Source organism: Streptomyces sp. AK010, from assembly GCF_014207295.1.
In the GTDB taxonomy this organism is placed as follows: Bacteria; Actinomycetota; Actinomycetes; order Streptomycetales; family Streptomycetaceae; genus Streptomyces; species Streptomyces massasporeus.
The window spans coordinates 196,832-220,101 of record NZ_JACHCX010000010.1 but is presented as its reverse complement, the minus strand read 5'-3'; the positions used below and the strand labels follow the sequence as shown (position 1 = coordinate 220,101).

Here is a 23,270-nt window from a genome sequence, read left to right as displayed (position 1 = left end):
TCCTTGGGGAGACTCGGAGGGATCCTTCAGGAGAGCTGGAGGAGTCCGCGCAGAAGGTCCCGGCTCTCCGAGGGGCCCGGGCTGTCGCTCTGGAGCTCCTTGAGCGCCTTCTCGTACTGGGCGACGTCCTCGGCCTTGTCCAGGTACAGCGCGCTGGTGAGCTGCTCCAGGTAGACGACGTCCGACAGGTCGGACTCCGGGAAGCTGAGGATCGTGAACGCGCCACTTTCGCCGGAGTGGCCGCCGAGGCTGAACGGCACCACCTGGAGGCGCACGTTGGGCCGCTCGGAGATCTCGATGAGGTGCTGGAGCTGGCCCCGCATCACCTCGCGGTCGCCGTACGGGCGGCGCAGGGCGGCCTCGTCCAGGATGATGTGGAAGTCGGGCGCGCGCTCGTCGACGAGGTACTTCTGCCGCTCCAGACGCAGCGCGACCCGGCGCTCGACGTCGGCCTCGCTCGCGCCCTGCATGCCCCGCCGGACCACCGCGTGCGCGTACGCCTCGGTCTGCAGCAGGCCGTGCACGAACTGCACCTCGTACGCCCGGATCAGTGAGGCGGCGCCCTCCAGGCCGACGTAGGTCGGGAACCAGCTGGGCAGCACGTCCGAGTAACTGTGCCACCACCCGGCGACGTTGGCCTCCTTCGCCAGCGACAGCAGGGAGGCGCGTTCCTGTTCGTCCGTGATGCCGTACAGGGTGAGCAGGTCCTCGACGTCTCTGGTCTTGAAGCTCACCCGGCCCAACTCCATCCGGCTGATCTTCGACTCGGAGGCGCGGATCGAATAGCCCGCCGCCTCGCGCGTGATCCCCCGCGCCTCACGCAGTCGCCTGAGTTGTGATCCGAGCAGCATGCGCCGCACCACCGATCCCGGCTCTCCCGCGCTCACGTTCGCCAGCCTCCCCAACGTCTTCAGGGGCCGCAGTCTGCCACTAAAACACTTCGAGCAGTACTCGTCCGGTTACGGAAACGGAATCGAGACGGTCGACGCTCGCGCGCGGGAGCAAGAAGAAGGCAAGTGAACGGCCGAAGAGAGACATGAAGATGACGGAAAAATTGACCAACAAGCGGTACGGGACATCGCATTCCGGTCACCTGCACGTGCATCTGCCCTTGCATCTGCTGTACGCATCCGAAACCATGGTCCCGCACCACCGCCGCATCGCACCGACCGCGAATTCCCGGGAGTGCCTCGCATGGGGACGAATGGATCGACCATGCTCGAGCCGTTACGGCAGGGCCTTCCGCCGCTGGATCCCGCGGCCGTGTCCGACGCCGCCTCCTGCGCTCTGCCCGCCCGCTACGAAGCGGTGCGCGAGGCCCGGCACTTCACCCGCAGAACCCTCGACCAGTGGGACATGGGCGAGCGGTTCGACGACGTCTGCCTGGTGGTCTCGGAACTCGTCACCAACGCCCTGCGGCACGGCCTCCCGGCGGCCGGCGCGTGCACCGGCGGCCGTGAAGCCGCCGTGCGGCTGCACCTGATGCGGTGGACCGAGCGACTGGTGTGCGCGGTGCGCGATCCCAGCCACGACAGCCCGGTCGCCCGGGAGACCGACGACTTCTCAGCCGAGTCGGGCCGCGGGCTGTTCCTCGTCGACTCCTTCAGCGACAGCTGGGGCTGGCATCCGCTCGCGGGCGCGCTCGACGGCAAGGTGGTCTGGGCGCTGTTCCGGCTGCCGCGGACCGGTTCACGGACGGTCGGCGAATGAGAAACCGCGGCGCTTCCTCGCGTCGCGGTTCTACGCGCGTCACCGCACGTTGAGTGCCGATTGCCCCCTTTTCTCCGGGGCCTGGCGGATCGTCAGCCGCCCACCAGGTGGTCGAACTCGCCGTCCTTCACTCCCAGCAGCATCGCTTCGATCTCCGCACGGGTGTAGACGAGCGCGGGACCGTCGGGGAAGCGCGAGTTGCGCACGGCCACGTCGCCGCCCGGCAGCCGGGCGAACTCCACGCACGAGCCCTGCGAGTTGCTGTGCCGGCTCTTCTGCCAGGCCACACCGTGCAGCCCGGCGGCCGCCATGCCGTTGTACGCGTCGTGATCCACAGGTCGCTCCCCGGTGGTGCACTGGCTGGTGTGGCCATTGGTGCAGTGGTCAACTGACCCGGATCATAGCTCTGTTCATGTGCAGATGCATGGGCAGATGCACGTGCACGCGGGGTGGTCCCGCGGTTACAGCTTTGACGACCGCTTTACCGAAGCTCTCGACTGTTTGACGGCCCCGCCCCGCCTCTCGTTCCCGGTGGCCTGCGACGAAGTCGCCGGATTCGGGGAGGTCCGGTGGAGGCGGAGCATCCGCTCGGCTGCGGTGCGGGACGGCCGCGGCGGAGCAGCGCAGGAGAAGCGGGAGCTGAGGCGCGGGGCGGCGGGACGGCCGTTCGACTGGCCGACCGGCATCCGGAATACCGCTGCGGCCTGCGAGGACGGGGAGAAATAGGCCGGTCGCAGGAGGTGCGGGTCGTCCTCCCTGCCGGTGCGGTGCTCGGACCATCGCCGGACACCCGCTCGGCGTTCGGACCCGGACGACCCGCGCGGCGCGCGTCCCGGACCGCCCGGACGACGACCGCGGCCCGGCAGGCCCGACCGGCGTCCGGCCGGTGCCCGGCCGGTCCCGATGGCCCGTCGCGACCCGTGCCCCGGCCGTCGGCCGGCGGGGGCGGTCCGGCCCCGTCACGTCATGGGCGGGAGGCCCCACCCGTCAAGCGTGGGGAACCTCACCCTGATCGGACCCGCTCAGCGGGTGGCGTACGGCAGCAGCGCCATCTCGCGTGCGTTCTTGATCGCCCTGGCCAGCTGTCGCTGCTGCTGGGACGACACCCGGGTGACCCGGCGGCTGCGGATCTTGCCGCGGTCGGAGATGAACTTCCGCAGCAGCTCGGTGTCCTTGTAGTCGATGTACGTGATCCCGGCCCGGTCCAGGGGGTTGGGCCGGTCCTTGGCGGGCTTGCGGTCGGGCTTGCGCGGCATGGGGGTCAGACCTCCAGGAGGGTGTCGAAGGCGTGCGGCAGGCGCTGCCAGGCGTCGCGCCCGGCGGCGTACTCGGCGTCGGTCAGCAGGCAGGACTCCAGCAGCCGCTCCAGGCCGTCCCGGTCGAGGCCGGGCGAGGTGAAGACGAGGTGCTGGCAGCGGTCGCCGTGCTCGGCGTCCCAGTCCAGTGCGGCGGCGGCCCGGCGCACCGGCGGGACCATCTCCCAGGCCGCGTCCGGCAGGGAGGCCAGCCAGGGGCCCGCGCTCTCCACACACAGGGCACCGCCGGCCGCGTCCCAGTGGAACAGCGTGTCGGACTTGTCGGCGAGCCAGAAGCGGCCCCGGCTGCGGGCGGCCGCGCAGGTCAGGTCCTCCAGCGCGGCGTACAGCCGCTCCGGGTGGAAGGGGCGGCGCCGGTTCCAGACCAGCGTGGAGACGCCGTGCGCGTCGGCCTCGGCGGGCAGCAGGGCGCAGGCCGGGTGCTGGGCGGCGGCAGCCGCCTCCACGTCGAAGCCGGCCAGGGCGGCCCGGGCCAGCGGGGAGAGCGGACGCAGGCGCGGGGTCGGCACCGTCAGACCGTCGTCGACCGGGTCCGCGGGGGCTGCCCGGCCGATCGGGACCTGGCGGGCCGTCGGGTGCAGCTGCGCGAGCAGTTCGCGGTCCTCGTCGTCGGCCTCCGGGGAATCGGCGACCGCGAGGACGGGGGCGTACTCCAGTTGGCGCGCGAAGGTGTCGGCGACCGTGCGCTGGTCGGTGGCGGCCGCGGCGAGCCCGCCGTCGGCCAGGTCGTCGCCGTTGCCGAGGTACGGCAGGACCAGGGCCGGGTCGACTGCGGTGATCACACCGGTGACGGTGAGCCCGCCGGCCGTGACGACCTCGGCCATGGCCTTGGGCTCGACCGAGTCCCACAGCTCGACGACGGCGAGCCGGGTGCCGCCGGCGTCCCGCAGCCGCTCCAGCTCGGGCACCAGATCCTCACGCAGGGCGCAGCACGCGCAGTCGTTGACCAGCGGCGCCTCCCCCGCGTCGAGGATGCCGGAGGCGCCCCTGATGGTCCGTACGACCGTGCCCGCGGCGGCCGTCGCCAGGTCGTGGTGGAGGACGACACTGCCGGGGACGTCGGCGAGCAGCCGAGCGACGGCCGCCCTGCGGGCGTCGGCGTGCAGCCCGCCGACGATCACGACGGGGAGACCGGGAGGAACAGCCACGGGATCAGCCCTTCTTTCCGTACCGGCGCTCGAAGCGCTCCACGCGGCCGGCGGTGTCCAGGACGCGGGCCGTGCCGGTGTAGAAGGGGTGGCTCACGTCGGAGATCTCGACGTCGACGACCGGGTAGGTGTTGCCGTCCTCCCACTCGACGGTCTTCTCGCTCGCCGTGGCGGACAGGGTCGAGCGGGTGAGGAAGGCGTAGTTCGCGGCACGGTCGCGGAAGACGACGGGGCCGTACTCCGGGTGGATTCCCTGGCGCATGGTCAGCGCTCCTCTCGGAAGTCGACGTGGCGGCCGGCGACCGGATCGAACTTGCGCAGGGTCATGCGGTCCGGGTCGTTGCGGCGGTTCTTGCGGGTCACGTAGGTGAAGCCGGTCCCGGCGGTGGACCGGAGCTTGATGACCGGACGGAGTTCGTTGCGTGCCATGCCGCTATGATACTGAAAATGAAATCCATTTCCATCGTCTGAGCAGAGAGGTACGTCACCACCCATGTCCGCGCACTGCATGCTGACCGGCACCCGGCCGGGCTTCGGCAACCGCATCTCGCACTCCCACCGGCGCACGTCGCGCCGGTTCGACCCCAACATCCAGTCGAAGCGCTACTGGCTGCCGAGCGAGGGCCGGCACGTACGGCTCCGGCTCAGCACCAAGGGGATCAAGACCGTCGACACGATCGGGATCGAGGCGGCCGTCGCCCGGATCCGCGCCCGGGGAGTGAGGGTCTGATGGCCAAGAAGAGCAAGATCGCGAAGAACGACAGGCGGCAGGAGGTCGTCGCGCGGTACGCCGCCCGGCGGGCCGAACTGAAGGAGATCATCCGACGGCCGTCGTCGACGGAGGCCGAACGGCTCGCCGCACAGGCGGAGCTGCGCAGGCAGCCGCGCGACGCGAGCGCCACGCGCGTGCGCAACCGCGACGGCGTCGACGGCCGGCCGCGCGGCTACTTCCGGGCGTTCGGGCTGTCCCGGGTGAGTCTGCGGGAGCAGGCGCACGCGGGGTATCTGCCCGGGGTGCGCAAGTCGTCCTGGTGAGAGGCGGACCCGGGGGCCCTTGACGGGCCCTGATAGCTTGCTGCGATCGTTCCGGCCAGGTGGCCGGCCGGTGCCGTCCGGGCCGGTCGGCCGGCTACAGCTTGGGGGCTTGCTGTGACTTCGGTGATCTTCTCGCGCCGCTCCGGCGCCGTGCGCGTCGCGGCGGCGGCCGCGGGGCTGGCGGGCGTGCTCGTGCTGAGCGCGTGCAGCAGCGACGGCGGTTCGGGCGACGACACGGCCTCCAGCGCGTCCCCGTCCGCCTCCTCGTCCGCCGGTACGGGCGGCGACTCCGGGTCCGGCTCCGGGGACTCGGCCGGCGGCGAACTGGCGGGCAGCTGGCTCGCGACGACCGACGGCAAGGCCGTGGCCCTGGTGATCACCGGCAAGCAGGCCGCGCTGTTCGGCACCGGCGGGAGCGTGTGCAGCGGCACCGCGGGCGAGGAGTCCGGGATGCGCATGATCCGCCTGAAGTGCACGGACGGCTCCAAGGACCGGGCGACCGGCATGGTCGACTCCGTGAACGGGAGCAGCCTCAAGGTCACCTGGGAGGGCGGCCTCGGCGCGGAGACCTACCGGAAGACCGAGGGCGGCAAGCTCCCGACGGGACTGCCGACGGCGAGCCTCGGCTGACACCCGACGGCGTACGTACGGACGGGCCGCGGATCGCCTGCGGGCACCGCGGCCCGTCCGGCGTTCGGGGAGGAGTCAGCGGGAGAGGAGTCAGCGGGGGCCCAGTGGCCCGTCGGCGTCCGGGGAGCCACCACGAGCACAGCGGCCCGTCGGCGTCCGGAGAGCCACCACGAGCACAGCGGCCCGTCGGCGTCCGGAGAGCCACCACGAGCACAGCGGCCCGACGGCGTCCGGAGAGCCACCACGAGCACAGCGGCCCGACGGCGTCCGGAGAGTCACCACGAGCACAGCGGCCCCATCCACGTCCGGGAAGGCACCGCGAGTCCAAGGACCGGTCCGGCGTTCGCGGAGTCAGCGGGGGCCCAGTGGCCCGCCCGCGTCCGGGAAGTAACCGCGAGCCCAAGGACCCGTCCGGCGTCCGGAAAGTCACCACGAGCCCAGCGGCCCCCTCCACGTCCGGGAAGGCACCGCGAGTCCAAGGACCCCAAGGGCCCGTCCGGCGTTCGGGGGAATCGTAGGGGGTGCGTGCCCCTGCGGCAGTCGCGTGCGTGATGATCCAGGGGCCCGATGCCGCTTTCGTTCGACACGTCCAGAGGACCTCATGCGCACCTACTCCCTCACCCTGGCCGCCGCCCTCGCCGCGACGGTCCTGCTGACCGGCTGCAGCGACGACAAGTCCGGTGGCGACGACGTCAAGAACGCGGACCGGCCGAGCGACTCGGCCTGCGCGCTCGGTGACATGGGCGTGGAGGTCGGCGCCGCCGCCGCCCCGGCCGCCGGCGACACCGGCACCGTCACCGTGACGCTCAGCAACAAGGGCGCGCAGTGCACCCTGAAGGGCTTCCCCGGCGTGGACCTGCTGGCCGACGACAAGACGACCTCCGTCCTTCCGGACGAGGGCGCGAAGCCCCAGTCGCTGACCCTCGGGAAGGGCGGCACCACGTCCTTCACGATCACCTACGTCCGCAGCGAGGCGGGCTCCCCGGGGAGCCTCGACGTGCGCAAGGCGTCCTTCACCCTGCCCGGCGACACCAGGACGGCGCACGAACTGACCTGGTCGTACGGCGCGGTCGACTGGACGGATGACCAGAAGCCGTCGGTGAGCGGCTTCGAGACGTCGGGCGACTGACGGGACTGACAAAACTGACCGACGACCGCAGGTCAGCGCAGCGGCGGCCGGTGCCGGACCTGGGCCCGGTCCGCCGCCTGCGCGCCCTGCGTCCAGCCCGCCGCGTCCCGCACCCCGCGCAGCCGGGTCGTGGTGGTCTCCGGGAACATCCGGTCCAGCCTCCCGGTGACGGCGACCTCGCGGGAGGCGAGGACCGGGAGCAGGTCGTCGGTCACCTGGGTCTCGGCAGCCGCCGCCAGACGGGTGCCGATGCGGTGGGCGTAGGCCGCGAGGAACGACTGCCGGAACGTCTTGGTGCGCTTGCGGCCGCCCGCCCTCCCCCGAGCTCTCGGCTGCGCTCGGGCAGGGGGCGCCCCCAGCGCGGCCTCCGCCTTCGTCATCGCGGTCGTGGCCTGCACCAGGAGTGAGGTGTAGAGGAGTTCGACCGCCTCCAGGTCGGTTTCGAATCCGACGACGGTCGAGAAGCCGAGGGGTTCGCTCCACACCGCCCGGCAGTGGTTGGCGCCGGCGATGGCGTCCAGCAGCACCGCCTTGGCCTGCTCGTACGGCGGCTCGACCCCGATCCGGCAGGCCCCGGGGGTGTCCGGGGAGGGCGCCCGCGCCGCGAGCAGCGCCTCGTCCACGCTGTGCCGGGCCATCAGCTCCTGCGCCTTGGCGCTGAGCGCCTCCGCCTCCTCCGGGAACCCGGTGGCCTCGGCCTTGGCGAGCAGGGCACGGATGCGGGTGAGCATGCGGGACTCGGTCAGTGCCTCCCCGGGCGCGTCTTCCAGGGCCTCCAGGGAGGGCAGCCGCAGCAGCAGCCGGTACAGTTCCAGTACGGCGGTGGCGTACGAGAAGCGGTCGGTGCGGGGCGGGGCGTCGGCGGGGAGTTCCGCGAGCTGCGTGTTCCAGCGGTGGCCCCGGGGTCCGTCGCCGGGTGCCTGCGCGCGGATCAGCGCGGCCACGAGGAGTACGTGGACGTCGTCCAGTTCGCGTCGCACGATCCGTACGACGTCGGCGGGCTGCCAGCCGCGCCGCCAGGCCGCCGCGACGAACTCCTCCCCACGCCGGTCGAGTTCGGCGTCCGCCGCCGGGTCGGAGGCGAGCAGGGACGCGCCGGTGTCGAGGGCCGTCTCGCCGGTCTGGTAGAGGGCCGCTCCGAACGCGCGGTCGACGGTGGTGGACGTACTCACGGGCCGATGGTGCCATGTCGGCACGCCAGGGCCGGCCCGGCCCCGCAAGGGCGACCCGCGGACCCGCTTCCGGATTCGGCCCCGGACCGACGCCCGCGATCCCGTACGTCTCACTCCCGAATTCGCTCGCCCCGGCGCGGCGGGGCTTCGAGGGGCACCGAGCACATCCTGCTCGCGCTGCTGGAGCACGAGAACGGCGAGGGCGTCCTCAGCGGCCTCGGCATCGGCATCGGCATCGGCATCGGCATCGGCATCGGCAAGGAGCAGACCGGGCGGTACGTCGCCGCGGTGCTGGAGAAGATCGTGCAGGCACAGAAGGAGGTGCTGGACGAGTCCTGACGGCGGCCTGCGCCGCCGGGGCGTTGTCAGACCCCCCTGGCACACTCGCAGCATGGCCGACCGGTGGGCACTCGCTCCGGCCGAGGACGGTGGCGTGGACGTCGCCCCCCTCGGTCCGGACGGGCTGCCCGCCGGCCCGGTGCAGCGGGAGGCCGATCCCGCCGAGTCCGTCCGGAGCCGTCCCGGCGTCACGCGGTGGGTGTGGCGGTCCACCGCCGAGGTCTACCCGCGCCTGCTCGCCACGGGGGTGCGAGCCGAGCGGTGCTACGACATCGAAGCCGCCGAGACCCTCCTCCTCGGCCACGAGGGGCGGTACGGGGAACCACGCTCGGCCGCGGCCGCCCTGGCCCGGCTGCGCGGCGGCCCCGTGCCTCCCGATCCACCGCAGCGCTCCGCCGAACCGGGCTCCCAGTCCTCCCTGTTCGAGCCCCGGGGCGTCCACCTGCCCCTGCCGGACCTCCTCGCGGTCTACGCCGAGCAGCAGCGGCGGCACGCGAGCGCAGAGCACCCCGACCGCATGCGGCTGCTGACGGCCGCCGAGTCGGCGGGCATGCTGGTGGCCGCCGAGCTGAACCGCACCGGGCTGCCCTGGAGCGCCGAGGTGCACCGCGCGTTGCTGCAGGACCTGCTGGGCGAGCGGTACGCGGGCGGCGGCGAGCCGCGCCGCCTGGCCGAGCTGGCCGACGAGGTGTCCGCCGCGTTCGGCAGACGCGTCCGCCCCGATCTGCCCGCCGACGTGGTCAAAGCCTTCTCCCAGGCCGGCATCAAGGTCTCCTCGACCCGCCGCTGGGAGCTCCAGACGGTCGACCACCCCGCCGTGAAGCCCCTGATCGAGTACAAGAAGCTGTACCGCATCTGGGTCGCCCACGGCTGGTCCTGGCTCCAGGACTGGGTCCGCGAGGGCCGTTTCCGGCCGGAGTTCCTCGCGGGCGGGACGGTGACCGGGCGCTGGGTCACCAACGGCGGAGGCGGGCTCCAGATCCCCAAGGTGATCCGGCGCGCCGTGGTCGCCGACCCCGGCTGGCGGCTCGTCGTCGCCGACGCCGACCAGATGGAACCGCGCGTCCTCGCGGCGATCTCCCGCGACCCCGGCCTGATGGAGGTGGCCGGCCGGGAGACCGACCTGTACCAGTCCGTCTCCGACCGGGCCTTCTCCGGCGACCGCTCCCAGGCCAAACTCGCCGTGCTCGGCGCGGTCTACGGCCAGACCTCCGGCGACGGCCTGAAGAACCTCGCCGCGCTTCGACGCCGTTTCCCCAGGGCGGTGGCGTACGTCGACGACGCGGCCCGGGCCGGTGAGGAGGGCCGGCTCGTACGCACCTGGCTCGGCCGGACCTGCCCGCCCGCGGCCCGGAGGACGGACGACGCGAGCGAGGAGGCCGGCATCCCGACGGCTGCCGAAGGTTCCGGCTCCGGGGGCGGTTATGGCTCCGGCTCCGGCTCCGGGGAGGACGAGCAGTCGGACGGCGGGCAGTGGGTGCCCGGATACGCCTCCACCAACGCCCGCGCCCGAGGCCGCTTCGCCCGCAACTTCGTCGTCCAGGGCAGCGCCGCCGACTGGGCGTTGCTCCTGCTCGCCGCGCTGCGCAGGACCTGCGCGGAGCTGGCGGCCGAGCTGGTCTTCTTCCAGCACGACGAGGTGATCGTGCACTGCCCCGAGGAGGAGACGGAGGCGGTCGTGGCGGCGATCCGCGAGGCGGCGGACCTGGCCGGCAGGCTGACCTTCGGGGACACACCGGTGCGGTTCCCGTTCACGACGGCGGTGGTGGAGTGCTACGCGGACGCCAAGTGATCAGACGGAACGCGCCAGGAGCTCACGCAGCTCCCTGACCACCGCCCGCTCGTCCGTGCCCTCCAGCGCCGCCGGCGCGGAGCCCCACTCCTCGCGCGCCTCGCCGATGTGCCCCCGCTCGCGCAGCAGCAGCCCGTGCTTCCACCGGGACCTGCCGCTGCCCTGGCCGTCCTCGACGTTGGCTTAGTAACTTCCGGCCCGGGAGACGACACAACGGCGAACCGTTGGCCGAATGTCAGCCATCGGTTGGCAAAGCCTGATGTGATCACTACATCGGATCCGGCCCGGCGGTGCGCGCGTCTGGACGCGCAACTCGGGGGAGTGTCGCCGCCGCGGCCGGATCCGGGTCCCGGTCGGCAGAGGTGATCGACCGGGGCCCACTCCATCGCTCCGACGGGCCCACTCGCCCCGGCGCGGCCCTCTCCATCGCTCCGGCGGAGTCCTCCCCATCGCTCGCTCCGGCACCTGCACGGCGTCAGATGACGGGCGGTCGCCATCCGACACCTGCACGGCGTCAGATGACGGGCGGTCGCCCCAGCCGGGTGAGCCGCCACACCGTCCGCCACCGCATGGGCCGCCGCTCCCCCGCCGGCTCCCGTACGCCTTCCACGAACCCGCCGAACCACGCCCGCAGTCCGGCGCGCGACCGGTTCCGGGCGAGGGTGAGCAGCACCCACACGCCCAGGTGGACGGGGACGAGCGGGAGCGGCAGCCGGCGGCGGGCCAGCCAGACCCGGTTGCGGGCGTTCACCCGGAAGTAGATGGCGTGCCGGGCGGGCGAGGTCTTCGGATGCCGGAGCAGCAGCTCCGGCGCGTACAGGATCCGCCACCCGGCATCCACGGCGCGCCACGCGAGGTCGGTCTCCTCGTGCGCGAAGAAGAACTCGGCGGGCCAGTCGCCGACTTCGTCGAGCATCGCCATCCGCAGCGCGTGCCCGCCGCCGAGGAACCCGGTGACGTAACCGCCGCGAAGCGGGTCCGAGTTGCCGATCCGGGGCACGTGCCGCTGCTGCGTCTCACCGAGCTCGTCGGTGATGCGGAAGCCGACGATGCCGAGCCGCTCGTCGCCGGCGTACAGGTCCCGCACGCGGCGCAGCACGTCGGCGTCGACGAGCAGACCGTCGTCGTCCAGATCCACCACGACGTCGATGTCACCGAACTCCCGCAGCCGTGCCAGGGCCGCGTTGCGCCCGCCGGGGCAGCCGAGGTTCTCGTCGAGCTCGACGGCGGTGACCTCGCCGGGCAGCGACAGCCGCCGGGCGAAGTCGGGCAGCGGGCAGCCGTTGCCGACGATGACGATCCGCTCGGGCGGCACGTCCTGCTTGGCCACGGACTCCAGCAGGGCCTCGACCTCGTCGGGCCGGTTGCCCATCGTCACCACGGCGACGGCGATCCTGGGCGCCCCCATGTCCTCACCTCGTACCGGTCGGCAGCTGACTGATTGACGGGCGATGCTAGCCGTTCACGGTAGGGACCCCTTGAGTACGCCTGCCGGACGGCGGTTCCCCTACGCCGTTCAGCGCAGGCGGCACCCGACCGGAGCGGGCACAGGATGTCGGGTGCGGCAGGGCACGCGCTGCCTGGCGTGAGGCACGAAAGGAAGGAGACCGGACGTGCTGGACCGGCTCGACCAGGCGATGGACCGCACTCAACGGCGGGCAGCGGAAACCTGATCTTCCGACAGGGCGAGGACGTCGTGGTGGCCAGGGGTGGCGGCGCCGGAGGAGGCAATGTCATCACGGCATACGGTCCGTCGGGCATCAAGGGCGAGTCCGGGGCCGAGGCGCTGGGCGGCCTGCCCACCGACCCCGGCGAACCGATCACCCACGCCGACGTGGTGGAGGGCAGGATTCCAGCCAAGAACGGCTACATGGCTCCGGCAGTGCAGATCAAATGAGACGGCATCGACCATGAGACTGACCTTGGGCGACGGCTGGCACGCAACGGTGACGGCCGATCAGTTGCCCCTCACCCCCCGCTTCACGGGCAACTCCGTGGACGTCGCGCACTACGCGAACACGGAGGAGCGTGAGCGGTTCCTCTCGGCCACGTTCGGCAGCCAGGACTGGCTGTGGGACACCCCCGACATCCTCCGCTTCGACCAGGACAGCCGGAAACTGGTGGGAGCCGAATTCCAGATGCCATATGTGTCCACGTACGCAGAAATCTCCGACCGCGTCCCCGTCCTGCCCGCGGTACGCCCGGGCGGGCTCATGGCGGACGACGTCCGGGACTTCCGGCTGGACATGTGCACGGTGCTGTGCCGCGCTCCCGAGGACGCCGTACTGACCTGTCTGCGCAACGTCGACGTCCTCGACGAACCTCTGGAGGCCGCCATCGGCATCGCCCCGGACGTGGCGCTCCTGGTCCAGCACGGCACCGTCGTCGGCTGGAGCCTCACCGATCCGTCGCGCTACCTGACCACCGCCTACACCGCCCCCGACCCCGCCCCACCGACCCCGGCCACCCGCCGACTGCTCAGCGCCTGCCTGGACCTGGTCTCCGACCCGCTGCTCGAAGCGGTACAGAACCGCGAGCCGACCGCCCTGACCCGGCTCCGCGAGGCCCACCAGACCCTCCGCACCCAACACCAGGACCGCTTCCGAGCCAACGCCCTCCTGGCGCTCATCAGCAACCTGGTCGAGGACTACGCCGACCGGCCGCCCGGGCAGCAGCAGCGGTGAAGCACCGGCCTGCGTCGCCCATGGCGGACGGCAGGCGAGGCGCCTGTCGTTTCATCGGAGACCGGTGGAATTCACCCATGCCCCAGGGCGGCAGCAGAAGTCCCCTGACGGAGGATCACGCACGGCTGTCCACCCGGGGCGCTTCGCGCAAGCAAGGCGTTGCGATGCACAGACGGAAGTGCCTGATTACCGATGTTCCCAGGTCACCCAAGACAAGAAACCCCAGGTCAGAGGCCCGACCTGGGGTTACGATGGAGCCGCCTTCGGGATTCGAACCCGAGACCTACGCATTACGAGACCGCGAGCACTCGTGTTACCCAGTGCCTCGCCATGCTGTCCGGTGGCGTTTTTGCTGATCAAAGCATGTGCGCCAGGTTGACCTGCGCCACCCCGTGACGAACCGTCCAAAGGCTTCTGTCCACCGGCTGTCCACCGACGGGGCTGCTTGGCCAGCCGCCTCTCGCCATCCCGTCGCTTCTGATGCAACCCACGACAGGGGCGGAGCCTGACATCAGGACGACTGTCCATCTTCCACAAGGAGTGACCGCGCAGTGTGTCGCCATGAACGCCACAGCCTCCATCCATGAGGGGAGATCCCCGAAGGAAACGATATCTGCCATAGACGATGAATGGTATCGTTTCACTAGCGGAAGCATCTCCGAGAGGATCTCCACATGGCCAGAACCGTCATCGACCTCGACGAAGACATGGTCACCGAGGCCATGCGTATCTTCGGGACCAAGACAAAGGCCAAAGCCGTCCGCCTCGCCATGGAAGACGCCGTCAAGAGGCACCTCCGACAAGAGGGCTTCGACGCCATCGAGGCCGGCGAGCTCGACTTCAGTGAGATCGTCGAGAACACCGGGCCCCGCAACGCGGACGGCTCCCTCAAGCGCGACGGCGACGGAGGCCGGGCCGCCTGATGCAGGACCGCTACCTGATCGACAAGTCCGCCCTGGCCCGCTGGACGAAGCCGAACGTCAAGGACGTACTCAAGCCCCTGCATGAGCGCTACCTCCTCGCCGTGTGCCAGCCCACCGAGTACGAGATGATCCACTCCGCACGGGACAGCTCGGAGGCGACACGGATCAGCACCTGGCTCCACGCCTTCGACTACCTCCACGCCGACGACCGCGCCTTCGCCCGCGCCCTGGAAGTCCAGCGTCACGCTCTCAACGCGGGTTTCCACCGCGCCCTGTCCCTCCCCGACCTGCTGATCGCCGCCACGGCAGAACTGCACCAGCGGACGGTCCTCCACTACGACGGCGACTTCGACATGATCGCCTCCCTCACCGGCCAACCCACCGAATGGGTCGTCCCGCCCGGGAGCGCCGACCGTTGAACAGGTCGAGCCTCCCACCCAATCTCGCAGGGTGGGTACGTCTCCTGCGGTAGCGCGGTGCCCGGACGGTCAAGCTCGGGGGCGAAGACGGCCGCCGGTGACGACTCTCCGCGCCGGTGGCAACGCCGCGGCGGTCACCTCGGTCGACGAACCGGTTCCGATGGGCGTATCCGCACGACAAGGCCACCCGGCCGGAGGCCGCGGTCATCCGTTCCGCAGCGACATCAGCCATGCCAGATCCGCCGCGGCTTGGCCGCGGACCGTCTGCTCACGGGTGAACAGCTCCTGGGTCTTCGTCAGCACCAGCGTGTACGGGCGCCCCTGCCGCCTGATCTGGTGGCGCACCCGCAACTCGGCCGAGTCGATCCTCGTGTGCACATGCCGTCGTCCCCCCTTCGCCAGTGGCCATTCGAGGACCCGCCGCGACCGGGAGCCGAGGAACGCGCCAAGGGCACGGCACAGCTCACAACCGCACCCGGACCATGCCACCGACCAGTCGTCGGCAGCACGCGGCACCCGCTCGCACCCGACAGCAGGAACAGGCCCGCGCCCAGGCCCGCCGAGCCGAACAGCGGGCGCGCGAGAGCCACCTGGACCACCTGGCCGAGAACACCCAGCATGGCTGGCAGGACATCGCCCACCTGATCGGACGGAAGCAGCCCGGCCCCTACGACACCGCTGTCACCCTCCTGAAGGATCTCCGCGACCTCCACGACCGAGCGGGCACCCCCGAGGAATTCGCCCGGCGCCTTGACGACCTGCGCGAGCAGCACCGCGGCAAGCCCTCACTGATGCGCCGCCTCACCGACGCCGGCCTGACGCCCCGCTGAGATGACTGATTCCGATCCAAGGGATCAGTGATCACAGGCGGGCAGTGAGCGCAGGACTGGCTGTCCGGCGTGGTCGTCGTGCCATGATCGCGACGGTCAGCGCGAGGACGTGCTGCGTGACGCGGACGGGCAATAGCCCTCCTCCGCCAACCAGGCGCGGGCCCGGCCGCGCTGTCGCTCATCACGGAGCCGGTGGTACCTACGCCAGGCGCGCTCGTCCCGGGCGAGGACGTCCTTGAAACACCGGAAGGCGCCCCGCTCGGTGATGGCGATCCGCAGCCGGTCGGCGAGGGCGACGTCACCGAGCCCGTCGATGAACAACTCCATGTCCCGGTAGCCGGCCCGGCGGCACTCAGCTCCTCACGCAGGCGGCGGTCACGCTCCTGTGCCGCCGGGTCCGGCGCCACCCCTGCGGCGCCCAGCAACTCCGCGAGCTCCGGCGGCATGCCCTCAGGCAATTCGGGTTCGGCGGAAAGATCGACCTCGAACACCGGATCGGCCCTCCCCCGCTCACGCTCGATCGCGCCCAGGTCCACCAACGTGTCGAGCACCATGCGCAGGTCCTGATCGGCGCGCTCGAACCACATCCGGTGCTGGATGTCCGAACCACCGTCCAGCTGGAAGCGGGCCCGGTAGGCCAGGTGAACGGAGTCACGCAGCCGCGGCCAGGGCATCGGGTACGGCAGGCTGTAGAGCGTGTTCAGCACGTCCTCCAGCACATCCTCGTACGCGTCGAAGAGCATCGACTCCATATGCCAGCCACTTCGCGCACCGATCAGGGCTTGCCGCAGCTCAGAACACGCCTCGAAAGCACGGAGCCACAGCTGAAGCGGGTCGGCCAGCACCGGCCGGGCCCTGGCCACCGCACACAACCGCCCCTTGACCACCCGGACCAGCCGCGCCTTCTTCGCCCACTCCGCCAGCAGCCCCAGACGCGGCAGGTCGGCCGACGAGCGCACCCTCTCGGCCTTGTCGCCTGTGCCCAACACGTCAACCAGCTCGCGGGCATCCGCCATCCGCAGCCGCCCCGCCGCCGTCACCGCGCGGACGTCGCGCGCCACCCACTCGGCGAGCCCGCGCAACTGTCCCACGATCGTCGAGGCCGCGGCCCGTCGGCGCAGCTCGTCGTCCGTGGGCAGCGCTACGGGCAGTTGCGGCTCGGCCCGAGCCACACTGGACAGAGCACGGCCGGTCACCCGCCGTTCCATGACCATGTCCTCCACCGGCTGTCCACCAGAGGCAGCTGCCGCTGACACTGCGTGGGCTCCAGCAGCAGCGGGCCGCCCTCCTGATTGCACCAGCTCGCATTCTGCGTGACCACGTGTAGCGAGTACACAAGACCCCCTCCTGCGCTGGTGCGGAGGCGGCCAACGCCGCAAGCCTTCTCGAACGCCGTCGGTGTGCTCTCACCGTTCGGCTGGGTCGAGCCGGTCGTAGGCATGGCGGCGGACCGGCCCGGTCATCCGGGAGACGTGGCCAGGCCGGTGCGTACTACGTCAGGCCCATTCTGGCGGGCCGTCTTCAGCGTTATCGACTGTCAGCCCTCCGGATGGTGAACCGCGAACACCGAGTACGCGTGGGCGTCCGGTTTGGCCAGTTCGGCTGCCTTGTCGCGGTAGACCTGGCAGTCGGGGTCCGACATGGTCGCCTTGATGTCGGCCTTGCTGCGCCACTGGGCGAAGTAAATGAGCCGCTTGCCGTCGTTGCTGGGGAGGATGTTCACCGAGATGCATCCCGGCCGGTGCCGGATGTGCTTCTCGGCGCCCTCGCTGAGCAGTTCGGCCAGATCCTGCTGGCGCTCGGGCTCGACCTCGAAAACGTTGATCATGGAAACGGTGCCGTCGTCGGCGCGGATGACGGTTTCACTCATGGGTGGTGGGCTCCTCGGGCCGGGAGATGGGAGTCGAGAGTGGATCCGATCAGGTCATGCGGGCGAGTTCGGGCCGTTGAGCCTGTATCTCCTGCCCGGTCTCCAACTGCTTTTCCATGCGCTCGGGCAGCGCCAGCTTGTACAACGGCAGCGCGGCGGCGGTGGTGATCACGGCCACCAGCACCAGGAGAGAGAAGACGTCCTGCGTGATCATCCCCTGCGCCAGACCGATGTTGATGAAGATGAGGATCATCAGGCCGCGGGCGTTCATCAGTCCGCCGACGGCATAAGACTCACGCCAGGAGAATCCTGAAGCCTTCATCGCAAAGGCGCAACCGAAGTACTTTCCAGTGAAACCAGCCGCCAGGATCAGCAGGAAGGGAAGTACCATGCCCCATCCCGCGAGCCCGTTCAACTGGGTGTTCAGGCCAGAGAAGGCGAAGAAGACGGGCAGGAGCAGCACACACACGAAATCCATCATGCGGCTGTGCAATGCCTCGCGGAACGCGGGGTTTCGCGGCATGGCAAGGCCTGCGATGAATCCGCCGAAGACCGAGTAGATCCCGATGTAGTCGGTGATGTAACCGCACAGCACGACGATGCCGACCACCAGGTACATCTGGTCGAAACCGAGGCGCCCTGTGCGTTCCGCAGAAGCCCCCAGCGGGCGCAGCCACTTGGCTACGATCAGCAACATGACGAGGGCGAATACGACCGAGAGCGTGATGGTGCGGACCGCGTGCAGTGCGCCTTCATCGGCGTGCACCGCGGACAGTACGGCGAGGAAGCACCACGCTGCCGCGTCGTCGATCGAGGCACCGAGCAATGTCATGCGCCCCAGCGTCGTATTCTGCATCCGGCGCTCGTAGAGGATTCGGGCCAGCATGGGGAAGGCGGTGATCGACAAGGCTCCGCCGACGAAGAAGGCGAATTCGACAGGGCTCACGTCGTCGCGGGACAGGCGGCCGTGGAGCAGGTACCCCGCCCCGGCCCCGAGCAGCAACGACGGCACCACACCCGAGATCGCCAGGACCGCGGCCTGCCTGCCCTGCTTCGCCCCGTCGGCCGACCCGTGGTCCAGTCCCGCCCCGACGAGGAACATGAAGAAGGTCAGCCCAATGGTGCTCAGCACATAAAGAATCGGCTTCGTCTCCACGGGCAACACAGCCTTTTGCACGTCGGGAAACAGCGCGCCGAAGAATGTCGGACCGAGCAGTACGCCCGCGATCATTTCTCCCAGTACGCGGGGCTGCTTCGCCATGACCGCGAGCCGGCCGCAGACTGCAGAGGCCGCCAGGATCACGGCGATGGCCGGCAGGACTTTTAATACCAGTTCGAGATTCTTGTCGGCGGCCGCCGACAAGTGGATGGCGTGCTGCACGAATCCCCCTAACCCCAGCGGATACAGATGCGGTACCCGAGGATGGCGGGTCGCCACTGCGGATCACATGGAAGTTGCATGCGTCATCGACCACCGTTCGCCTTACACGCCCGGGGCGCGTGCTGCAAGTACAGATCAAGTCACAAGACGTGACGACAGAGGGCCAGCCGCCCAGTATTCACTCACCGTCGATCCTTTGCTTTCGGATTACCTGCATCACGTATGCGGCTGATACCGTCACAACGGCTGGGATGTTGACTCTTAAAAGACTTGACCGCGCGAATCGGGGGGCACTATGCAGGTCGGTAAGCCGATGACGCGAGTCCGACATTTCGAATGTGTCCCCGTACGCCCGGCGTCTCCACGCGTTGAGGCAGCGTCCACACCCATGCCATGACTCCCGCAGCGGGTCAGACAGTGCTGTCTCCCGCTCCGCGCATCGACCTCCGTATATCCGGTCCCGACTCGGGGCTGGGCCATGCCGGCCCACCTCTTCGTTCTGCCCGGAGGAATCCGAGGAGAGTATGGACAACGTTCACGTAGGCCAGAGTCGAACAAGCGTGAAGAGCGTTTCAGCAGCGGCGTCGCCGGTCTTAGGGCCCCAGGTCAGCAAAGTCCTCCTGATCGACGAGGAAGCCCTGTTCCGAGAGGGACTGTGCAGTCTCCTGTCCGATGCCCAGGAGATCGCGGTGGTGGGCGACACCGAAGCCATGAGCGACGCACTCGCTCTGGCCGGCGCACGTGACCCGGATGTCATCCTCCTCGGCATCCGCGATGCCGACGGTGCGACGATGGCAGTGCACCACCTGAGACAGGCAGCCCCCCAGGCGGCCATCGTGATACTGGGCGCCCATGCCAACTTCGGGCTCGTGCAGGAACTCCTCAGTGCGGGAGTGCGCGGGTTCCTCTCGCGCACCGCGTCCGGCCACGAGCTGATCGCCACCGTGCGCGCCTGCCGCGAGAGCAACCGGCGCGTGTTCCTCGCCGTACCGCCCGAGGCACTGCTGCTGTCCAGGAGGCAGAGCAACGACGTCCGGCTCACCGACCGGGAACGTGAGGTGCTCGATCTGACGGCCTGCGCGATGAGCAACGCGCAGATCGCCGCTTCACTTGGTCTGTCGGAACCGACCGTGAAGCGGCATCTGCGGAACATCTTCAGCAAGTTGGGCGCCGTTTCACGGATCGACGCGGTGAACAAGGCCCGAGCCGCATCCCTGATCTCCGCGCGTCGGCCGACCGGCTTCTTCTCATAGTCGGTCGGCTTCTTCCGGCGGCCCGCCCCGTCAGGCGCTGTCTTTTGCGGGGCGGCCGATGTACGCGGCCACCACACCCGCCCCGGCGAGCAGGACGAGGCCGGCCACCACGAGCGCGACCCGGGTGCCGTCGTCGGCCGACGACGCACCGCCCATCACCGCGCCCAGGACAGCCACACCCAGGACGGCACCGGTCTGACGCGCGGAGTTCAGCGCGCCCGAGGCGATACCCGCCTGCTCCTTGGCCACCGACCCCACGATCGCCGTCATCAGCGGCGGAATGGAGAAGGAGACACCAAATCCCAGCACCAGCAGGCCGACGCACATCGCGACGAGCGAGACGGCGGAATCCGCTGTTGAGGCGGACTGGATCAGGACACCGACGCCCATCATCAGAAAGCCTGCGATGGCGGGCTTGCGGGCGCCGATCCTGGCCACGAGACGGCCGGTGAAGATCGGGTTGAAGGCCGTCGGCAGGGTGAGCGGCAGGAAGGCCAGGCCCGCGGTGAAGGCCGAGTAGCCGAGCGCCTCCTGGAAGAAGAGCGACAGGACGAACAGGACTCCCGAGAGCCCGAAGTTGACCAGGAGTCCGGCGAACAGGCCGGCGGACAGCGTCCGGTTGCGGAACATCTCCAGCGGCAGCATCGGGGCGCGGGTCGCGGTCTCCTTGCGGCGCTCGACAAGCACGAACAGAGCCCCGGCCACCGCGAACACCGCGAATCCGCCGAGCACTTCGGGAGAGCCCCAGCCCTTGGGCTGGCTCTCGATGAGCGCGTACGTCAGGCCGGCGAGGGCCAGAACGGCACTGATCTGGCCCGGCAGGTCGAGTCCCTTGGCGGGCTTGGGGGCGCTGACCGGGGCGTACTTCATCGTGATGGCGATACTGACGAGCCCGACCGGGATGTTGAGCAGGAAGATGGACTGCCACCCGAGCGTGTCGGTGAGGACACCCCCGACCAGCGGACCCGCGGCCAGCGCGGTGCCGCTGATCGCGGCCCAGCCGCCCATGGCCCGCGCACGGGCCGCCGGATCGGTGTAGGCGTGCGCGATGATCGCCAGTGACGTGGGCAGGAGCAGAGCGCCCGCGATGCCGAGCAGGGCCCGCAGGGCGATCAGTGCTCCCATGGAGGTGGCCACCGCCGAGAGGCCGGAAAATACGGCGAACAGCCACAGGCCGGTCAGGAAGACCTTCCGGCCGCCGTAGCGGTCGGAGAGCGCACCGGCGGTGAGCAGCAGGGCCGCGAAGGTGAGCGTGTATCCGTTGGAGACCCACTGCAGTCCGGCGAGCGAGCCCGAGAGATCCTCGCCGATTGCGGGGAGCGCCACCGTGACGACAGTGGTGTCCAGCATGACCATGAAGTAACCGAGCGACAGCCCCAGCAGCAGGAGCCCCTTCGATGCGGTGGCGGATGTGCCGGGCGGGGCGCCGGGAGAAGGACGGGAGACGTTCGGGGGGCTGGCGGACTGGCTGGACATGGCTGTCCTCCCAAGGAGGTACGGGGGTGTTCTTGAGCAGAAGCCGCACAACGGCAGCATGAGATATCGCCGGGACCGGTTGTGGGCAGGGGGCGATACCTGAAATCCTTGCAGTGCGAACCCGGTTGCAGAAGCGGGCACTTCCGATGACGACCATCGGCAGAGCCGATCAGAAGGGCGGGAGCTGTGGAACTGCGTCACCTGCGGACGTTCCGGACCGTGGCGCGCACACTCAACTTCACGCGGGCCGCGGCAGAGCTCAACTACGCCCAGTCCAGCGTCACCGAGCAGATCCAGGCCCTGGAGAACGAGCTCGCCGCCAAGCTCTTCGACCGCACCAGCCGCAAGCTGTCGCTGACTCCGGCCGGTGAACGGCTGGTCGAGTACGCCGACCAGATGCTCCTGCTCGTCCAGGAGGCGCGCACCGCCGTGGAGGAGGAAGCCCAGGAGCCCGGCGGTCAGTTGACCGTCGGCGGCCTGGAGACCCTGTGCGCGCACCGGCTGCCCGCCATCCTCGCCCGCTATCGCCGGCTCTACCCGCGCGTCCAGGTAACGCTGCGCGAGGGGGGGCGCGGCCAGCTCTACGAGTGGGTCCGGCGCGGCGAGATCGACGTCGCGCTCACCTTCGGCCAGGCACCCCGGGACAAGCTCCTGGCGAGCGAGCCCCTCACCACCGACCGGCTGATGGTGGTCGCGCCCATCGACCACCGACTTGCGTCCTACGCCCGGGTCGTCGGCCAGGACCTGCGCGGCGAGTCGTTCCTCGCCACCCCGCAGGGGTGCGGATTCCGGGAAATGCTCGACACGCTGATCGACACGCTGGGTCCGGACGCGCCTGTCATCGACGCCCAGGTCGCGAGCATGGCCGCCCTGTGCCAGTGCGCCTCCGCGGGCATGGGCTGCGCGCTGCTGCCCGAGATCGCGGTGACCGGACCCGCCGCCCGCGGCGAAGTGGCCGCGGTACCCCTGACGGGCAGCGCCTCGCAGACCCAGATCACGATGACCTGGCTGCGCCGGGCGGAGCTGCGGCCCAGCGTGCCCGCGTTCCTCGCCACGGCCCGCGAGGCCTTCCAGGAACTCGAACGAGCCGCTTGACCCCGCGACAGGCCTGATCGATACCGGCCTTCGTACCGGTCGGTGGCGGTCGAGGCATCCACGGGATCACTTGAGGTACGCCCTCCGATACCGAGCGCTCACACCTTAGTGCCGCACACCTTGTGTACGACCCAAATCGCTGCCTAAGTTCCACACCTGCAGTCACGCAATGCCAAACGGCGCAAAACTGTGTGCGGAGGGCAGATGGATATAGGCACTCTTGGTCCGTTCAGATTTCAGATCAATGGAAATGAAGCGGCTCCCAGGGCACCCAAGATCAGGCAAATGCTCGCCCTGTTCTCCGTACGCAGCAATCAGGTCGTCCTGCTGCGCGACCTGGTGCAGGAACTCTGGTCAGAAACCCCGCCGCAGAGCGCAAAGATAACGCTACAGACCTATATTGTCCGCCTCCGCCAACAGCTCTCCAAAGACCTTGAGCTGAGCGGCGCCTCACTCGACCCGAAGGGTCTCCTCCAAACCTTCCACGGGGGATATCAGCTCACTGTCGATCCGGCCGTCCTGGAATACCGCCGATTCGAGGATCTCGCGGCCCGGGGCCGCGGTGAGATCGCCACGGGCGACTACGCGCGCGCATCGCTGGTGCTGCGGTCGGCTCTGGACATGTGGCGTGGGCCCGCCCTGGTCGACGTCAGCACCGGTCCGCTGCTGCAAGCGCACGTGACCAGGCTGAACAACGCCCGGGTGACCGCTGTCGAGCAGCTCATGGAGGCCGAACTGCGCCAGGGCCGGCACCTGGACATACTGGGCGATCTCACGGACCTCACGGCTGAGCACCCCTTCCACGAAAACCTGCACGCACAATTGATGGTCGCCCTTTATCGGGCCGGCCGACGATCCCAGGCCCTTGAAGTGTTCGCCGGACTCCGGAGCACTCTCGTCACCAACCTGGGTATCGATCCGTCGCACAAGCTGAGCCGTCTGCACCGGGCGATCCTCAACGGTGATCCGACCCTTGAAAGCCTCCCGCAGCGCGGCGGAATGCTGCTCGACTGCTTCGCAGCCTGACGAATTGTGCGCACGTTCCCAGTTCACGCATTCCCGGTTCAT

The 23,270-nt window shown here is 70.0% G+C and carries 29 protein-coding genes; 16 read left to right on the top strand and 13 right to left on the bottom strand.

Annotated features, from left to right (window positions below):
- Positions 1-26: 26 nt before the first annotated feature.
- Positions 27-851, bottom strand: coding sequence for a helix-turn-helix transcriptional regulator (locus HDC93_RS20860; RefSeq protein ID WP_051715698.1), 825 nt, complete (start codon positions 849-851; stop codon positions 27-29).
- Between HDC93_RS20860 and HDC93_RS20855 the strand changes: the two genes are divergently transcribed.
- Positions 850-1,020 carry a hypothetical protein gene (locus HDC93_RS20855; RefSeq protein WP_179878927.1) on the top strand — a complete coding sequence of 57 codons (171 nt, stop codon included), beginning with the start codon at positions 850-852 and terminating at the stop codon, positions 1,018-1,020. The two genes, HDC93_RS20860 and HDC93_RS20855, sit on opposite strands and share 2 nt — an antisense overlap.
- Before the next feature lie 195 nt (positions 1,021-1,215).
- Entirely contained in the window at positions 1,216-1,710 is a 495-nt protein-coding gene (locus HDC93_RS20850; RefSeq protein WP_311774589.1) for an ATP-binding protein, read from the top strand.
- A 92-nt stretch (positions 1,711-1,802) separates the two neighbouring features.
- On the opposite strand, the gene HDC93_RS20845 is transcribed toward HDC93_RS20850, so the two are convergent.
- The 5 genes from HDC93_RS20845 to rpmG all read right to left on the bottom strand — a co-directional run bounded on the left by HDC93_RS20845 (position 1,803) and on the right by rpmG (position 4,603).
- Positions 1,803-2,021, bottom strand: coding sequence for a DUF397 domain-containing protein (locus tag HDC93_RS20845; protein ID WP_045296613.1), 219 nt, complete (start codon positions 2,019-2,021; stop codon positions 1,803-1,805).
- Positions 2,022-2,732: 711 nt separating this feature from the next.
- Positions 2,733-2,966, bottom strand: a complete 234-nt coding sequence (rpsR, locus tag HDC93_RS20840) for a 30S ribosomal protein S18 (protein WP_185012385.1) — start codon at positions 2,964-2,966, stop codon at positions 2,733-2,735.
- 5 nt (positions 2,967-2,971) lie between these two features.
- Entirely contained in the window at positions 2,972-4,174 is a 1,203-nt protein-coding gene (locus tag HDC93_RS20835) for a GTP-binding protein (RefSeq protein ID WP_185012384.1), read from the bottom strand.
- Between the two features lie 4 nt (positions 4,175-4,178).
- Positions 4,179-4,436: a type B 50S ribosomal protein L31 gene (locus HDC93_RS20830; protein WP_185012383.1), complete on the bottom strand. Its 258-nt coding sequence runs from the start codon at positions 4,434-4,436 to the stop codon at positions 4,179-4,181.
- Positions 4,437-4,438: 2 nt separating this feature from the next.
- Positions 4,439-4,603, bottom strand: coding sequence for a 50S ribosomal protein L33 (rpmG, locus tag HDC93_RS20825; protein WP_030846000.1), 165 nt, complete (start codon positions 4,601-4,603; stop codon positions 4,439-4,441).
- 64 nt (positions 4,604-4,667) lie between these two features.
- Between rpmG and rpmB the strand changes: the two genes are divergently transcribed.
- The 4 genes from rpmB (at position 4,668) to HDC93_RS20805 (ending at position 6,968) form a co-directional block, all read left to right on the top strand.
- Positions 4,668-4,904 carry a 50S ribosomal protein L28 gene (gene rpmB / locus HDC93_RS20820; protein WP_185012382.1) on the top strand — a complete coding sequence of 79 codons (237 nt, stop codon included), beginning with the start codon at positions 4,668-4,670 and terminating at the stop codon, positions 4,902-4,904.
- A complete protein-coding gene (gene rpsN, locus HDC93_RS20815; RefSeq protein WP_185012381.1) occupies positions 4,904-5,209 on the top strand; it encodes a 30S ribosomal protein S14 in 306 nt (101 codons plus the stop codon). The genes rpmB and rpsN overlap by 1 nt, the downstream gene beginning before the upstream one ends.
- A 114-nt stretch (positions 5,210-5,323) precedes the next feature.
- Positions 5,324-5,839 (top strand): hypothetical protein, encoded by a 516-nt coding sequence (locus HDC93_RS20810; protein ID WP_398985803.1) that lies wholly within the window; start codon positions 5,324-5,326, stop codon positions 5,837-5,839.
- 601 nt (positions 5,840-6,440) lie between these two features.
- A complete protein-coding gene (locus HDC93_RS20805; RefSeq protein WP_185012380.1) occupies positions 6,441-6,968 on the top strand; it encodes a DUF4232 domain-containing protein in 528 nt (175 codons plus the stop codon).
- Positions 6,969-7,000: 32 nt separating this feature from the next.
- On the opposite strand, the gene HDC93_RS20800 is transcribed toward HDC93_RS20805, so the two are convergent.
- A complete protein-coding gene (locus HDC93_RS20800; RefSeq protein ID WP_185012379.1) occupies positions 7,001-8,140 on the bottom strand; it encodes a DUF2786 domain-containing protein in 1,140 nt (379 codons plus the stop codon).
- Positions 8,141-8,146: 6 nt separating this feature from the next.
- Here HDC93_RS20800 and HDC93_RS39710 point away from each other — a divergent pair, with 6 nt between their 5' ends.
- Positions 8,147-8,479: a hypothetical protein gene (locus HDC93_RS39710; protein WP_398985800.1), complete on the top strand. Its 333-nt coding sequence runs from the start codon at positions 8,147-8,149 to the stop codon at positions 8,477-8,479.
- A 52-nt stretch (positions 8,480-8,531) separates the two neighbouring features.
- Positions 8,532-10,271, top strand: coding sequence for a bifunctional 3'-5' exonuclease/DNA polymerase (locus tag HDC93_RS20790; protein WP_185012378.1), 1,740 nt, complete (start codon positions 8,532-8,534; stop codon positions 10,269-10,271).
- 514 nt (positions 10,272-10,785) lie between these two features.
- Here HDC93_RS20790 and HDC93_RS20785 read toward each other — a convergent pair.
- Positions 10,786-11,679 carry a glycosyltransferase family 2 protein gene (locus HDC93_RS20785; RefSeq protein ID WP_185012377.1) on the bottom strand — a complete coding sequence of 298 codons (894 nt, stop codon included), beginning with the start codon at positions 11,677-11,679 and terminating at the stop codon, positions 10,786-10,788.
- 291 nt (positions 11,680-11,970) lie between these two features.
- Here HDC93_RS20785 and HDC93_RS20780 point away from each other — a divergent pair, with 291 nt between their 5' ends.
- The 4 genes from HDC93_RS20780 to HDC93_RS20765 all read left to right on the top strand — a co-directional run bounded on the left by HDC93_RS20780 (position 11,971) and on the right by HDC93_RS20765 (position 14,297).
- Positions 11,971-12,168 (top strand): hypothetical protein, encoded by a 198-nt coding sequence (locus HDC93_RS20780; RefSeq protein ID WP_221516937.1) that lies wholly within the window; start codon positions 11,971-11,973, stop codon positions 12,166-12,168.
- A 13-nt stretch (positions 12,169-12,181) separates the two neighbouring features.
- Positions 12,182-12,955, top strand: coding sequence for a hypothetical protein (locus HDC93_RS20775; RefSeq protein WP_185012375.1), 774 nt, complete (start codon positions 12,182-12,184; stop codon positions 12,953-12,955).
- A 674-nt stretch (positions 12,956-13,629) separates the two neighbouring features.
- Positions 13,630-13,878, top strand: a complete 249-nt coding sequence (locus tag HDC93_RS20770) for a type II toxin-antitoxin system VapB family antitoxin (RefSeq protein ID WP_185012374.1) — start codon at positions 13,630-13,632, stop codon at positions 13,876-13,878.
- Positions 13,878-14,297, top strand: coding sequence for a PIN domain nuclease (locus HDC93_RS20765; RefSeq protein ID WP_185012373.1), 420 nt, complete (start codon positions 13,878-13,880; stop codon positions 14,295-14,297). Before HDC93_RS20770 ends, HDC93_RS20765 begins: the two co-directional genes overlap by 1 nt.
- 204 nt (positions 14,298-14,501) lie before the next feature.
- Here the strand turns inward: HDC93_RS20765 and HDC93_RS20760 are convergent, their stop codons facing one another.
- The gene (locus HDC93_RS20760; protein WP_185012372.1) at positions 14,502-14,675 is read right to left on the bottom strand and encodes a hypothetical protein; all 174 of its coding nucleotides are present in this window, start codon (positions 14,673-14,675) and stop codon (positions 14,502-14,504) included.
- A 104-nt stretch (positions 14,676-14,779) separates the two neighbouring features.
- Between HDC93_RS20760 and HDC93_RS20755 the strand changes: the two genes are divergently transcribed.
- On the top strand, positions 14,780-15,127 hold the full coding sequence (locus HDC93_RS20755; protein WP_185012371.1) for a hypothetical protein: 348 nt from the start codon (positions 14,780-14,782) through the stop codon (positions 15,125-15,127).
- 96 nt (positions 15,128-15,223) lie between these two features.
- Here the strand turns inward: HDC93_RS20755 and HDC93_RS20750 are convergent, their stop codons facing one another.
- The 3 genes from HDC93_RS20750 to HDC93_RS20740 form a co-directional block, all read right to left on the bottom strand.
- Positions 15,224-15,454: a hypothetical protein gene (locus HDC93_RS20750; protein ID WP_185012370.1), complete on the bottom strand. Its 231-nt coding sequence runs from the start codon at positions 15,452-15,454 to the stop codon at positions 15,224-15,226.
- Between the two features lie 1,210 nt (positions 15,455-16,664).
- On the bottom strand, positions 16,665-16,997 hold the full coding sequence (locus tag HDC93_RS20745) for an antibiotic biosynthesis monooxygenase family protein (protein WP_185012369.1): 333 nt from the start codon (positions 16,995-16,997) through the stop codon (positions 16,665-16,667).
- Positions 16,998-17,046: 49 nt separating this feature from the next.
- Positions 17,047-18,378 (bottom strand): cation:proton antiporter, encoded by a 1,332-nt coding sequence (locus HDC93_RS20740; protein WP_185012368.1) that lies wholly within the window; start codon positions 18,376-18,378, stop codon positions 17,047-17,049.
- A gap of 524 nt (positions 18,379-18,902) precedes the next feature.
- On the opposite strand from HDC93_RS20740, the gene HDC93_RS20735 reads away from it, so the two are divergent.
- Positions 18,903-19,631, top strand: a complete 729-nt coding sequence (locus HDC93_RS20735) for a LuxR C-terminal-related transcriptional regulator (RefSeq protein ID WP_185012367.1) — start codon at positions 18,903-18,905, stop codon at positions 19,629-19,631.
- Between the two features lie 30 nt (positions 19,632-19,661).
- On the opposite strand, the gene HDC93_RS20730 is transcribed toward HDC93_RS20735, so the two are convergent.
- Positions 19,662-21,107, bottom strand: coding sequence for an MFS transporter (locus HDC93_RS20730; protein WP_185012366.1), 1,446 nt, complete (start codon positions 21,105-21,107; stop codon positions 19,662-19,664).
- 186 nt (positions 21,108-21,293) lie between these two features.
- Between HDC93_RS20730 and HDC93_RS20725 the strand changes: the two genes are divergently transcribed.
- Both HDC93_RS20725 and HDC93_RS20720 read left to right on the top strand, forming a co-directional pair.
- The gene (locus HDC93_RS20725; protein ID WP_185012365.1) at positions 21,294-22,202 is read left to right on the top strand and encodes a LysR family transcriptional regulator; all 909 of its coding nucleotides are present in this window, start codon (positions 21,294-21,296) and stop codon (positions 22,200-22,202) included.
- A gap of 204 nt (positions 22,203-22,406) precedes the next feature.
- Positions 22,407-23,228 carry an AfsR/SARP family transcriptional regulator gene (locus tag HDC93_RS20720; protein WP_185012364.1) on the top strand — a complete coding sequence of 274 codons (822 nt, stop codon included), beginning with the start codon at positions 22,407-22,409 and terminating at the stop codon, positions 23,226-23,228.
- Positions 23,229-23,270: the final 42 nt, after the last annotated feature.